This is a genomic window from Aerococcus kribbianus (assembly GCF_026805545.1).
Lineage (GTDB): Bacteria > Bacillota > Bacilli > Lactobacillales > Aerococcaceae > Aerococcus > Aerococcus kribbianus.
Map to the genome: position 1 here is coordinate 994166 of NZ_JAPRFR010000001.1, position 13926 is coordinate 1008091.

13 protein-coding genes are annotated in these 13926 nt (G+C 39.9%); 4 read left to right on the forward strand and 9 right to left on the reverse strand.

Translation table 11 applies throughout. The features are described 5' to 3' along the window. Positions 1-168: 168 nt before the first annotated feature. From rpsR to yaaA, 7 genes are all read right to left on the reverse strand, one after another. Positions 169-408, reverse strand: coding sequence for a 30S ribosomal protein S18 (gene rpsR / locus OW157_RS04640; protein WP_268752164.1), 240 nt, complete (start codon positions 406-408; stop codon positions 169-171). A gap of 26 nt (positions 409-434) precedes the next feature. Further along, positions 435-989 carry a single-stranded DNA-binding protein gene (ssb, locus tag OW157_RS04645; RefSeq protein WP_268752165.1) on the reverse strand — a complete coding sequence of 185 codons (555 nt, stop codon included), beginning with the start codon at positions 987-989 and terminating at the stop codon, positions 435-437. Between the two features lie 28 nt (positions 990-1017). Next, a complete protein-coding gene (gene rpsF / locus OW157_RS04650) occupies positions 1018-1320 on the reverse strand; it encodes a 30S ribosomal protein S6 (RefSeq protein WP_268752166.1) in 303 nt (100 codons plus the stop codon). 439 nt (positions 1321-1759) lie between these two features. Continuing rightward, positions 1760-4372, reverse strand: coding sequence for a DNA gyrase subunit A (gene gyrA, locus OW157_RS04655; RefSeq protein WP_268752167.1), 2613 nt, complete (start codon positions 4370-4372; stop codon positions 1760-1762). A 16-nt stretch (positions 4373-4388) separates the two neighbouring features. After that, on the reverse strand, positions 4389-6398 hold the full coding sequence (gyrB, locus tag OW157_RS04660) for a DNA topoisomerase (ATP-hydrolyzing) subunit B (protein WP_268752168.1): 2010 nt from the start codon (positions 6396-6398) through the stop codon (positions 4389-4391). Positions 6399-6409: 11 nt separating this feature from the next. Further along, positions 6410-7522 (reverse strand): DNA replication/repair protein RecF, encoded by a 1113-nt coding sequence (recF, locus tag OW157_RS04665; RefSeq protein ID WP_268752169.1) that lies wholly within the window; start codon positions 7520-7522, stop codon positions 6410-6412. Beyond that, positions 7512-7748 (reverse strand): S4 domain-containing protein YaaA, encoded by a 237-nt coding sequence (gene yaaA, locus OW157_RS04670; protein WP_268752170.1) that lies wholly within the window; start codon positions 7746-7748, stop codon positions 7512-7514. Before yaaA ends, recF begins: the two co-directional genes overlap by 11 nt. Before the next feature lie 361 nt (positions 7749-8109). Between yaaA and OW157_RS04675 the strand changes: the two genes are divergently transcribed. Together OW157_RS04675 and rbsK are read left to right on the forward strand one after the other, a co-directional pair. Further along, complete coding sequence (locus OW157_RS04675) at positions 8110-9075, forward strand: LacI family DNA-binding transcriptional regulator (RefSeq protein WP_268752171.1); 966 nt, start codon at positions 8110-8112, stop codon at positions 9073-9075. 7 nt (positions 9076-9082) lie between these two features. Beyond that, positions 9083-9985 (forward strand): ribokinase, encoded by a 903-nt coding sequence (rbsK, locus tag OW157_RS04680; protein WP_268752172.1) that lies wholly within the window; start codon positions 9083-9085, stop codon positions 9983-9985. A gap of 65 nt (positions 9986-10050) precedes the next feature. On the opposite strand, the gene dnaN is transcribed toward rbsK, so the two are convergent. Together dnaN and dnaA are read right to left on the reverse strand one after the other, a co-directional pair. Continuing rightward, entirely contained in the window at positions 10051-11202 is a 1152-nt protein-coding gene (gene dnaN / locus OW157_RS04685) for a DNA polymerase III subunit beta (RefSeq protein ID WP_268752173.1), read from the reverse strand. A 218-nt stretch (positions 11203-11420) separates the two neighbouring features. Beyond that, the gene (dnaA, locus tag OW157_RS04690) at positions 11421-12758 is read right to left on the reverse strand and encodes a chromosomal replication initiator protein DnaA (protein ID WP_268752174.1); all 1338 of its coding nucleotides are present in this window, start codon (positions 12756-12758) and stop codon (positions 11421-11423) included. A 573-nt stretch (positions 12759-13331) separates the two neighbouring features. On the opposite strand from dnaA, the gene rpmH reads away from it, so the two are divergent. Both rpmH and rnpA read left to right on the forward strand, forming a co-directional pair. Further along, entirely contained in the window at positions 13332-13466 is a 135-nt protein-coding gene (gene rpmH / locus OW157_RS04695; protein ID WP_268752175.1) for a 50S ribosomal protein L34, read from the forward strand. Positions 13467-13518: 52 nt separating this feature from the next. Then, positions 13519-13923 carry a ribonuclease P protein component gene (gene rnpA, locus OW157_RS04700; RefSeq protein WP_268752176.1) on the forward strand — a complete coding sequence of 135 codons (405 nt, stop codon included), beginning with the start codon at positions 13519-13521 and terminating at the stop codon, positions 13921-13923. Positions 13924-13926: the final 3 nt, after the last annotated feature.

Genomic DNA, 13926 nt, shown 5'->3' on the forward strand with positions numbered 1-13926 from the left:
CAAACTTATCCACATATTCATGCCTGTGGACTGTTCCACGTGTAACATTTATCTTCTTTTCCACAAATACGAACACTTATTCACATTTGTGGAAAACTATATCACTATTTTACCCACAAAAAAAGAGCCTACCTTACGATAGACTCTACGATATTTTTAATATTATAATTAGTTTTCTTCAGTGGTGTAAGGTAACAAGCCCATGAACCGTGCCCGTTTAATTGCTTGAGTTAATGGACGTTGGTTTTTAGCTGTTGTTCCTGTTACACGACGAGGTAAGATCTTACCTTTTTCAGAAACAAAACGTTTTAATAAGTCAGTGTCTTTGTAGTCGATGTAGTCGATATGGTTAGCGTTAAAGAAATCGACTTTTTTACGTCTACGTCCACCGCGACGACGTGGTGCCATAAGTGCAATCCTCCTTTGTTAGTCTATTAGAATGGTAAGTCGTCATCTGCAATATCAATAGAATCATTGCCTGAATTAGAAGCAAATGGATTGTTAGCAGATGAGTCATTATTATTGTTGTTATTTGAGCTATCCGGCGTAAAACTACTTCCGAATGGGTCATCGCCACCGAATGATGGTTGTTGGTTATCATTGTTACCGCCAAAGCCGCCATAGTTTGACGACCCATTATCTGATGAAGCAGGACGTTGTTCAGTCACAGATTTCGGTTCCAATAAACTAAAGTTATTGGCTAAGACTTCAGTGACATAAACACGTTGACCTTGTTGGTTCTCGTAATTACGCGTTTGGATAGAGCCTTCGATTCCGACTAGGGAGCCTTTACGCGTGAATTTAGAAAAGTTTTCCGCAGCTTTCCGCCACATGACACAATTAATAAAATCTGTTTGACGTTCACCTTGAGCATTCTTGAATGAACGTTCAACTGCAACAGTAAATGAGCCGACAGCTGTACCATTTTGCGTATAACGTAAATCGACATCTCTGGTTAAACGACCGACGAGTACGACATTATTAATCATGAAATAACTCCTCTCTCACGATTGGCTATTAGTCTTCTAATTTAATAATTAAATGACGTAAGATATTGTCATTAATTTTGGCTAAACGATCGAATTCGTTAAGTGAATCCGCAGTGTCCGCTTCAAACGTAACTAAGTGATAAATACCTTCACGGTAATCCTTAATTTCGTATGCGAAACGGCGTTTTTGCCAGTCTTTTGATTCAGTGATTGTCGCACCATTATTTGTCAAAATATTGTCAAAATAATCAACGACTTCTTTTTTACTTGCTTCATCGATATCAGGTTTGATAATGTATAAAGCTTCGTATTTTGTAGTTTGTTCACTCATCAGACTTCGCACCTCCTTTTGGTCTTATGGTCCTCCCTCTCTGAGAGGACAAGGAGTATATACATACTCACAATTTATCATTATAGCAATTTTTTCACCGAATTGCAAAAGTTTTTACCGCGAATTCAGTAATAAAAATAAGGGGATGACAAAAGTCGTTAAGAACAAAAACCTTGGACTAAAACGCGAAAAATGGTAAACAGCCATCAGAGAGTTTTAGGAAAGGAAGTCTGTTCTGACTCTTGGCGCCCGACTATAAAGGGTGTGATGAAAAGCGGTAGGACTGAATCGTTAGACCAAAAGACTGCAGATAGAGACTAGCTATCAAAGACTTTTGGGAAACGAACGTCAGTCCTGATTTTCAGAGCCCAACTAAAAGCAGTACGATGAAAAACGATGAGGCTAGGAATTTTATCCCAGCCTCATCGCTAACTATTATTTATTCTTCTGAGTCATTATCGTCTTCGACAATCAAATCATCCGCAAAGTTTTGCATTTTTTCAGCTAAATCTTCGCTATCTAAACGCGGATTAGCTTCCTGATCCGTACTTACTTGATCAGAATTTTTCTCGCCACTTACTTGACCAGGGGCTTGGTCAGTTTTGTCTACTTCATCAACTTCTTCATCAGAAACTACCCGGGTCATAGTAGACACCTGAGCATCTTCATCTAAACGAATGAGACGGACACCTAATGTCACCCGACCTGTTTGTGAAATATCTTTGGCGTGGAAGCGAATAAGGACTCCCTTGTTGGTCATCAACATAATATCTTCATCACCGCGAACAGTGGTTAGCCCTACTAATTGGCCGTTTTTAGAGCTTATATTAGCGGTTTTTACCCCTACACCACCACGGCGCCGGATGCCATATTCAGAGGCAGGAGTCCGTTTACCATAACCATTTTCAGTAACCACTAAAACATTAGAGTCAGGGTGGAGGATAGCCATACCCACGACGTATTCTTCGTCTTTAAGGCGAATTCCACGTACACCAGTAGCGGATCGTCCAGTTGCCCGCACGTCGGTTTCATTGAAGCTGACTGCATAACCTGAATTTGAACCGAGGATAAGGTTCTGCTCACCTGAAGTCAAAACGACCTTAACGAGTTGGTCATCTTCACGCAGATTAATCGCAATTAAACCATTATTTCTAATATTGTAGTACTCACTCACCACTGTCCGCTTGATCGTTCCGTTTTTAGTGGCGAATACTAGGTGGGCATTGTCATTATCAATATCACCTAGACTAATGGCCGCTTGAACGCGTTCGTCATTTTCTAAATTCAATAGGTTGACAACTGGAATTCCTTTGGCAGCACGACTAAATTCAGGAATCTCATAACCCTTACTCTTATACACTTTTCCGCGGTCAGTGAAGAAGAGTAGGGTATCATGGGTGGACGTTGATAGGATAGATTCAATGGCGTCATCATCATGTACTCCCATGCCTTGAACACCACGACCACCACGATTTTGCGCCCTAAATTCATCATCGTCCAAGCGTTTAATGTAACCATTCTTGGTAAGGGTAATGATGACATTCTTCTGTTCAATTAAGTCTTCGTCTTCTAGATTAGTGATTTCACCCACCATTAATTCTGTGCGACGATCATCATCAAAACGGTCTTGAATTTCTAGAAGCTCTTGATAAATAATTTCATAGCGTTTGGCTTCAGAGTTTAAAATTTCATTTAAACGGGCGATTTCAGCCATCAAGTTAGCATGTTCGGTATCAATTTTTTCCCGTTCCAAGCCAGTTAAGCGCACCATCCGCATATCGAGGATGGCTTGAGATTGTTTATCCGACAAGCCAAATTTTTCCATAAAAATGTTCTTGGCTTCATCCCCTGTTGCAGAAGAACGCAAGATATTTACAATTTCATCAATATGGTCAAGGGCAATTTGCAGACCTTCAAGAATATGGGCACGCGCTTGGGCCTTGTTTTTTTCGAAGATGGACCGACGCCGAATGACTTCTTCTTGATGAATTAAATAATATTGCAGGATTTCTTTTAGGCTTAGGGTATGGGGCACACCATTAACAATAGCCACCATATTAAAGGCAAAATTAGCCTGCATTTGGGTGTACTTGTAGAGATTATTAACGACCACACCTGCAGACACATCTTTGCGGCATTCGATAACAATCCGCATCCCTTCACGGCCAGATTCATCACGGATGGCGGTAATTCCATCAATTCGTTTATCTCGGGCCATATCAGCAATCCGTTCCACTAATTTGGCCTTATTAACCATGTAAGGAATTTCATGAACAATAATCCGTTCCTTGCCAGAAGCCATGGTTTCAATATCTAATTTGGCGCGAACAATGATTGAGCCTTTCCCAGTTTCATAGGCCTTGCGAATACCGGATTTACCAATAACAATTCCACCAGTTGGGAAATCAGGCCCTGGTAAGGCTTCCATCAATTCAGAAGTTGTCGCATCAGGATTCTTCATCAAAACTTGGATAGCTGAAATCACTTCTCCCAAATTATGGGGGGGAATATTGGTGGTCATCCCAACCGCAATACCAGTCGCACCATTCACTAAAAGATTAGGAAAGCGAGAAGGTAAAACTTCTGGTTCTCGTTCTTCCCCGTCGTAGTTAGGAATAAAGTCGACTGTTTCCTTGTTCATATCTCGGACCATTTCATGAGCAATTTTACTCATACGCGCTTCTGTATAACGCATAGCAGCCGCTTGGTCTCCATCCACTGACCCAAAGTTACCGTGTCCATCAATTAACATATAACGGAAAGAAAAATCTTGGGCCATCCGTACCATGGATTCGTAGATAGCAGAGTCACCATGGGGATGATATTTCCCCATAACGTCCCCAACAATACGGGCAGATTTTTTATAAGGTTTATCGCTTGTTACCCCTAACTCATTCATCCCATAGAGAATGCGCCGGTGTACGGGCTTCAAACCATCCCGCACATCTGGTAGGGCACGTGAAACGATAACAGACATGGCATAATCCAGGAAGGATGTCCGCATTTCTTGTGATATTTCACGCGAAGGCATTTTTTTATCATTTTCAGTCATTTAACTTCCTCCTCGCTTACATATCAATAGTGGCATAGGTGGCATTAGCCTCGATAAAGTCACGCCGAGGACCAACTTGGTCACCCATCAACATATCAATAATTTTATCGGCTTCTACAGCATCCTCAACATTAACTTGAAGCAGGGTCCGATTTTCAGGATCCATAGTGGTTTCCCACAATTGTTCAGCATCCATTTCACCTAATCCTTTATACCGTTGGATGGCTGGTTTTGGTGTTGGTGATAAACTGGCCAAGTACTCGTCCAATTCCTTGTCAGTATTGACATAATGGACTTTCTTCCCTTGACGCACTTGGTAAAGGGGTGGCACAGCAATATAGACATAACCTGCTTCCAAAATAGGGCGCATATAACGATAGATTAAGGTCAATAATAAGGCACGAATATGAGCGCCGTCGACATCGGCATCCGTCATAATCACTAATTTATGGTAGCGCGCTTTAGAGACATCGAATTCATTGTCCCAACCAGTTCCCATGGCTGTAAATAGGGAGCGAATCTCTTCATTGGCCAAAATCCGATCCATAGAGGCTTTTTCCACGTTTAAAATCTTACCACGAATCGGTAAAATGGCTTGGAAGTGGCGAGACCGCCCTTGTTTGGCTGAACCCCCAGCTGAGTTCCCTTCGACAATAAATAGTTCACTTTCTTCTGGGTCACGGCTAGTACAATCGGCCAGTTTACCGGGTAGGTTAGAAATTTCTAAGCCTGTTTTCTTCCGAGTCATATCTCGGGCGCGTTTAGCAGCCAAGCGGGCTTTAGAGGCAACAATCCCTTTGTCGACCACTTTACGCCCGATACTTGGATTTTCCATTAAGAATTTTTCAAAATGTTCTGAGAAGAGACGGTCAGTAATAGTCCGCACTTCAGAGTTTCCTAATTTCATCTTAGTTTGCCCTTCAAATTGGGGATCTGGGTGGCGAACAGACACAATCAAGGCTAAACCTTCCCGGACGTCTTCACCAGATAAGTTACTGTCATTGTCTTTTAAAAGATTTGCTTGGCGAGCATAATCATTGATGGTCCGAGTAAGGGCCGTTTTAATCCCAGATTCATGCATCCCACCTTCAAAGGTATGGATGTTATTGGCAAAGCTCAAAATATTGGTATGGAAACCATCCGTATATTGGAGGGCTACTTCGACTTCAATGCCTTCTTGTTCACCTTCCAAGTAAATGGGATCATCAAAAAGCACTTCCTTGTTGTGGTTGATATAAGAAATGTACTCCTTAATTCCACCTTCATAGTGGTAGTCAACAGTCTTCTCTTCTTCACGATTATCAGTCAAGGAAATATGTAAGCCCTTATTCAAGAAGGCCAACTCGCGAATCCGTCGATTTAAAATATCAAAGTCATAAACAGTCGTATCTGTAAAAATTTCAGGATCGGGTAAGAACTGGACCACTGTACCATGTTGGTCAGTGTTACCAACCACTTCTAGGTCTTTGACAATGGCTCCTTTACGGAATTCTTGTTGGTGAATTTGACCATTTTTATGGACACGAACGGTTAGCCATTCGGACAAGGCGTTTACCACCGAAGCTCCAACACCATGGAGTCCCCCGGATACCTTATAACCGCCACCGCCAAATTTACCACCGGCATGAAGAATAGTAAAGACGGTCTCTACTGCTGGACGACCTGTATTGGATTGAATATCTACAGGGATTCCCCGACCATTATCAGTGACAGTGATTGAGTTGTCTTCTTCAATCACTACATCAATTTTAGAAGCAAAGCCAGCCAAAGCTTCGTCAATCGAGTTATCAACGATTTCCCAAACCAAGTGGTGAAGGCCAGTTTCACTGGTTGAACCAATATACATCCCTGGCCGTTTTCTTACGGCCTCTAAACCTTCTAATACTTGAATTTGGCTGGCATCATAGTGACCTGCTAATTCTTTGAGTTCGGCTTCTTTTTGGCGTTTTTCTTCTTCACTAATTACATGTTCTTCTGCAAATTGTTCGCGCTCTTCTTGAGAGGCTTGTTGTTTTTCATCTGCCATGCTGTCAACTCCTATTGTTGAATTTGCCCATCCTTAATGGTATAGAGATGTGGCTCATCGATATAATCTTTTTGGATACCATCCAAAGACGTCGTAGTCAGAAAGGTTTGGACCTTTTTCTCAATGGTTTTAAGTAAGAGAGTCTGGCGTTCATTATCCAATTCACTCAAGACATCATCTAGGAGCAAAATAGGGTATTCGCCTTTGACGGTCTGCATACATTCAATTTCTGCTAATTTCATACTTAATACAGTGGTACGTTGCTGGCCCTGAGAACCAAATTTTTGGACATCTTTGCCATTAATTTTAAAAATCAAATCATCACGGTGGGGACCGAGTAAGGTCACACCTCGCTCAATTTCCCGGTCACTTAGGGTCTGAAATTTATCTATTAAGGCCTGGTAAATTTCCTGGTCAGCCATCTCTGACTCTAAAGGGATTGGCGGATGATAATGCAGGGTCAATTCCTCTAAGCCGCGTGATACTGACTGGTGAATAGGTTGGGCCCACTCTTCTAATTGTTTAATAAAATCGCGACGTTGGGCCACTATTTTACTGGCTGATTCTGCTAATTGTTCCGTCAACACTTGTAAATATAAACGGTCCTTGGCTTCATGTGCTTGCAAAGACTTCAAATATTGATTACGTTGTTTCATAATCCGTTGGTAATTAACTGCTTCATAGAGGTAAATTGCCGACATCTGACCTAATTCCCGGTCAATGAATTTGCGACGATTTTGTGGTGACCCCTTAACTAGTTCTAAATCTTCCGGTGCAAAGAGGACCACATTGAGATAACCAATAAAATCAGTTAAACGACTTTGGTCGAGATGGTTGACTTTGGCGGCTTTGCCATGTTTACCAATCTTTAAGGCCAAGGGAATTTGACTCCTTTTATTAGTCATCTGTCCTTTGATGTAGGCGGTATCGGCCTGCCAATTAATCATTTCCTTTTCATTACCAGTACGGTGGCTACGGGCTAGAGATAACATATAAATAGCCTCTAGTAGACTGGTTTTACCCTTAGCATTTTCACCAATAAAGACATTAATCCCTGGAGAAAAATCTACACTAATTTCTTGATAGTTACGAAAATTTTCCAGTTGAATCCAATCAAGCTTCATGGGCATCATCCTGGCTGACAATTAGATAAGATCCTTCATCAGGAATGTCAATTCGTTGTCCAGGATATAATTTACGGCCGCGTCGTTCTTCTAATTCTCCATCTACATAAACAATGTACTCACTCAAAAACCACTTAGCCTGGCCTCCAGTACCAATGATTCCGGCATATTTCAATAATTGGCTCAAAGTCATATAGTCGGTTTCGATGTATACTTTTTCTGGCAAGTCGCTCACCCCTTAGCTAATCACATAAAAATAAATCGCTGTCTCTAGAAAAGCATCTCATTCTTCTAGATTGGCGATTTTCCCCTTCGTTTTTACCCCTTAATTATACGCTAACTACCGAAAATAAGCAAATAAAGGCCTTATATTGGCTTTTTAGGTCTTTGGGGGTTTCTACTAGGCAAAAGGCTAAAAAGCAATCTTCCTTATTTGATTGTTAATTTAGTTTCTACATTGGTATTCTACTTAATAAAAAATTTGATTTAAGCAAAAAAATTTTCCTAATGTGATGAATTTCTCATTTAGTTCTCTATAAATCCTGTTATACTATATAGGAAAACGGTTACATTATAGGAGGATTGCCATGACGACCATAAAAGATGTCGCACAACATGCTAAAGTATCACCAGCGACAGTTTCACGCTATATCAATAATCGTGGCTATGTGGGTACTGATACCCGGCAACGAATTGCCAAGGCTATTGAAGAACTCAATTATGTTCCCAATGAGGTAGCTCGGTCGCTCTTCCAGAAGAAATCTAAACTCATTGGTCTACTCTTACCTGATATCGCCAACCCTTTTTTCCCGCTATTGGCCCAAGGGGTGGAGGATTACTTCCACCAATATGGTTACCATGTTATTTTGGGAAATATCCAAGAAAATCCTGATAAAATTGCTGCCTATCTGAAAATGTTCCAACAAAATTTTGTGGCGGGTATCCTATCAGCCGTGCCTTTAAATAGCGATGAACTCAACAAGGCCACTGTCATTGTTGACCGTACAGACTGTCAATCAACTTATTCTATTTCTGCCAACAACCAACAGGGCGCTCAATTAATTGTCGATGCGATTACTGAGACATCTTATGAAAATATTGTGATCATTGCTGGCCCTCAAGATGTCGTGACAGCCAATACCCGCTTCCACTATGTTACTCGGGCTTTAGCAAATCAAGGAGTTAATTATCAAGTATTAGAAAACACGTCGTATCGTTTCAATAATGCCTTAACTACAGCAGACCGTTTGTTTACAGAATTCCCTCAGGTAGATACAGTAATAGCGGCTAATGATGTCCAAGCCATTGCAATTATCCAAAAAGCCCACCAGTTAAAACGTCGAGTCCCAAAAGACTTACAAATCATCGGCTATGATGATATCCCTATGAGCGAATTGACTATTCCTCGTCTTACTACAATCCAGCAACCGGCTTTTGCTATGGGTTGGCAAGCTGCTGATATGCTCTATCAGTTAATTAATGAGGAGGAGCTTGTAGACAAACACCGCCTTCTCGACGTAAAATTAATAACAAGAGATACACTTAGAAAGTAGGATAATTATGGGAAAAATTGCTGTTATTGGATCTTGTTCTACTGATTTTACAGTGACTACTGATAAATTAGCCCACATGGGAGAAACCGTTTTAGGACAAGATCTGCACACTGCCTTTGGAGGCAAAGGAGCAAACCAAGCTATCGCAGCGGCTCGTTTAGCTAGCCCAGTTAAGATGGTTGCTTGTGTAGGAGAAGATCATTTTGGTCAAGAAATCATTAATAACTTCACCAACAATCAAGTAGATGTCACTGATCTTCGTCAAGTTTCAGGGCCTTCTGGTACGGCCCATATCACCCTCTACCAAGGCGATAATAGTATCATTGTCGTTCCCTCTGCTAACAATAAGATGACCTTTAGCTCAACAGAAGAAATTGCTGCTGTTTTAAACGGAGTAGATATAGTGCTTCTTCAACATGAAATTCCGTTAGCCACTAATGAAACGGTCATTAATTATTGCTATGATCAGGGGATTACAACCATCCTTAATCCTGCGCCAGCCGCAGAAATTTCTACTGACTTATTAAATAAAGTAAACTATTTAACTCCTAATGAACATGAAGTACAAATTTTACTGGATAACAAAAACTGGCAAGACCAGCTAAGTGATTATCCCAACAAAGTGATTGTCACCCTAGGAAAAGAAGGAGCAGTTTTTCATAACGGTAAAAACTTACACTATATCCCAGCTTATCCTAGTCAAGTTGTTGATAGCACTGGCGCTGGCGATACCTTCAATGGTGCCTTTGCCCATGGCTTAATGATAGGATTAAAGCTAGAGGAAGCCATCAAATTAGCTAACCTAGCAGCTTCATTATCAATTCAAGCAGTAGGTGCCCAAGGAGGCATTCCAAGCCAAGAAGAATTAATGCAAAGTCCCCATTATGAACAGAAGTGGAAAAAAGAATAAAACAAAAACATCCCGCTACCAAGCAATTAATCGCAAAGTAGCGGGATGTTTTCATTTTATATTGATTAATTACCCGGAGTACGAATTGGCGTAATTAATTGCACCATATTGAAGTTATCAGCTTCTTGGCTAGGTAAGATAATAAATGGATGAGAAGGTGATTGGAAGGTCAATTGGACATCTTGTTGGCCAAAAGTACGTAAAGCTTGGCGTAAGTAATCTGGGTTAAAGGAAATGTTTAGTCCTGACCCTTCTGCATTAATAATATTTAAAGTTTCTTCGACATTACCAATTTCAGCCGAATGTCCGGATAAAATAATATCATCAGAAGAAATACTCAATTTCACCACATTATTATGACCTTCGTTACTTAAGATCAAGGCCCGTTCGACTGCACCCAATAATTCACTAGCAGAAATTTCTAATAGGGTTTCATGGCTACTTGGCAAGAGGCGGTCTGTATCTGGATAATTTCCCTCTAACAAACGGGAGTAGAGATAAATATTATCAACTTTAAATAGAACTTGGTTGTCAGTCACCATCATTTCAATATCTTCATTGTCATCAGCAATACGGACTAACTCGTTAAGACTGCGTCCAGGAATATTAAGTTGAATGCTCTCGTCTGCTAATTCTTTAGGACTATTAAGAGGAACAATCCGCTGACTGAGACGGTGAGAGTCTGTTGCCACTGCCTTCAACTTGTCATTCCCTAATACAAAGTGAATCCCAGTAAATAATGGACGAATTTCTTGGTCAGAAACCGAAATAATCGTTTGTTGGATCACTTGTTTAAAGAGATTAGCTGGTAAATTAAAGGTTGTTTGCGCATCAATTTCTGGTAAGCGTGGATAGTCATCAGGATTGATTCCATTTAAGGTAAATTCTGCTTGATCAGATTTAATAATAGTTTGGAAATTAACAGTTACTTCTAAGGACATGGAATCAGAAGGTAATTTTTTAACAATTTCACCTAAGAAACGTGCAGGTAAAACAATTTCACCGCGTTCAGCAATTTCTAATTGATGACTCTCATCTTCAGTAGAAATAAAGGCTTCAATAGAAATTGTTGAATCAGATCCTGTTAATAGTAAACCTGATTCAGTGGCTAAGATTTTAATTCCTGTTAATACAGGAATAGCTGTTTTACTCGAAATGGCTCGTTGAACATGATTAAGATTTTTAACGAAGGTTGACCGATTAATGGTAAATTTCATGGATGAATGTTCCTCCTTGTCTTACTTATTTATTAATAAATAAATAATAGTAGTAATAGGTCTTGTTAGTATTGTGGAAAACTATGGAAAAGTAACGGGATTAAAGCTTTTCCACATGTGGATAGCTTGTGCATAAGTCTTGAAGTATTACTTTATTTGTCCACAAGCTGATATGAGTCTATTTTAGCATAATTGTCATTAATCAACTGTTTTGATGATTATTTTTGTAGTAATTTTTTGATACTTTCGACATCGCGACTAACTTCACCATTTTCTTGGATAAGGTCAGCGATTTTTTCATGGGCATGAAGGACAGTTGTGTGGTCCTTACCCCCAAATTCTTGGCCAATTTTAGGTAGGGAAGATTCTGTGACTTCACGGGATAAATACATGGCAATTTGTCTAGGGACAACAATACTCCGAACCCGTTTCTTGCCTTTTAGGTCAGCAACTTCTAGGTTGAAATATTGCGCGACAGTATTTTGGATATCCGCAATAGATGGGGCTGATTTAGCTGCATTAGACCGGTAAGAGCGTAAGGCTTTGGCAGCCGTATTAGGGGTTAAATCTTCTTGATTCATCACAGCATAGGCTTGGACAGAAGTTAATGCCCCTTCTAGTTCACGAATATTGGAATCAATTTGTCCGGCAATATAGGATAGGGTGTCATCAGGAATTTGTAAGCCGTTGACATTGGCCTTATTCCGTAAAATAGCAATCCGTGTTTCTAGATCAGGTGGTGTAATATCCGTTGATAGGCCTTGTTTAAAACGTGATACTAGCCGGTCTTCTAATTCAGGTATTTGACTGGCATCGCGATCAGAGGTCAATACAATATGTTTATTGTTGTTATATAAGGCATTAAAGGTATGGAAAAACTCTTCCTGAGTGGATTGTTTGTTGCCTCCAATAAATTGGATATCATCGACTAATAACATATCAACCGTACGGTAGTCTTTATGGAATTGGTCAGTGGTATTGGTTCGAATGGCATTGATAAAATCATTGGTAAAGGTTTCACTGGTTACATATTTGACTCTAGCATTAGGGTTGGTTCTCAATACTTCATGGCCTATTGCTTGCATGAGGTGCGTTTTTCCTAATCCTACACCCCCAAAGAAGAAGAGGGGATTATAATCCCGACCAGGTCCCTCAGCAACAGCTAAGGCGGCAGCATGGGCCATTTTATTGCCTTCTCCAACAATAAAATTATCAAAAGTATATTTTGGATTTAACAAGTCTTTTGATGGGTTAGTGATGATTTCTGTGTCTGCTTGCCCTTGATTACCCATTTGAATGCGATTGTTAGGTTGGTCCAGATGCAAGAGCACATCCACTTCTTGGTTAAGAAATTCATAGATTACTTGTTTAATCGTTAATAAATAGTAATTTTCAATATGTTTTTTATGTAATTCACTGGGAACACGAATATGCAACACTTGACCAGAGAATTCAATGGGGTCTAGGGCTTGAATCCAGGTTTCATAAGACCCTTTGGAAAGTTCTTGGCGAAAATGTTGTTTGACATAATCCCAGAGTCGCTCCATTTCATTCATATTTCTATCTCCTTAAATCCTTACTGATTTCATAAAATCATTTATGCCTATCCATTTTAACATGGTCATAATAACTTTTCCACAGATTTTAAAGACTTTGGAAAAAGTTTTCCCAAACAAGGGATAAAGATATCCACAATCTGTGCATATCTGTTCACTTATCTTGGATAACTCCTTATCTTGTGTATAAAAATAAGGTCTAAAAGACTGATATCATAAGATTTGTAGATACTTATGCACAGATGTGGATAAGTTATCAAAAACTGTGGATTTGTTTACAACTTTGTGTTTAAGGCTGGGGATATTTATGTTTAAAGCAGTCAAATCAACAGCCCTGTGAGTCGATTATCCCCAATTGTGGTTAAAAATTGCAGATATAGATACTGATGAGCGGTTAGTAATGTTAGGAGATGAATCGGCAGAATGCGTTGTCAAATAAACAGAATTATGCTAAGATGGTCGGTATGAGTGAAAAAAATTAAAAAAGAATTGAAACGAGACTATTTTTTCAGTATAATAGTTAAGGTCGCGTTATTAGTAACGCATTTCAAGAACTTAGGAGGTGCATTTCCCGTGAAAAGAACATATCAACCAAAGAAACGGACGCGTAGCAAAGTTCATGGCTTCCGTAAACGTATGCAAACTAAAAATGGACGCCGCGTTCTAAAATCTCGTCGTCGTAAAGGAAGAAAAGTTATTTCAAGATAAGATCACAGAGCGCTGTGGTCTTTTTTTGCATGTAAAGGAGGTTTTTGAGCTGATGCGCAAGTCCTTTCGCGTAAAATCGGAACAGGATTTTTCTGCTGTTTTTCATCGTGGGGCTTCTAAGGCTAACCGTCAATTTGTGGTTTACCAGTTGGAGAAACAACAAAATCATTTTCGTGTTGGCATTTCTGTAGGTAAGAAAATTGGCAATGCTGTAGAACGTAATGCGGTGAAGCGGAAGATTCGTCAGGCGATTTTTGAATTAAAACCTTTTTTACAATCTAATGTTGACTTCATTATTATTGCTCGCAAACCTACTGCACAAATGTCAACTGCTGAGGTAAAGAAATCGTTAATCCATGTGTTGCGGTTAAGTGATTTATTTGTCACTGATCCGCAAAATGGGACAAAATCTGCTAGAACATCGGAGGAAAACCCTAGTGAAACTCATCAAAAATAAAAA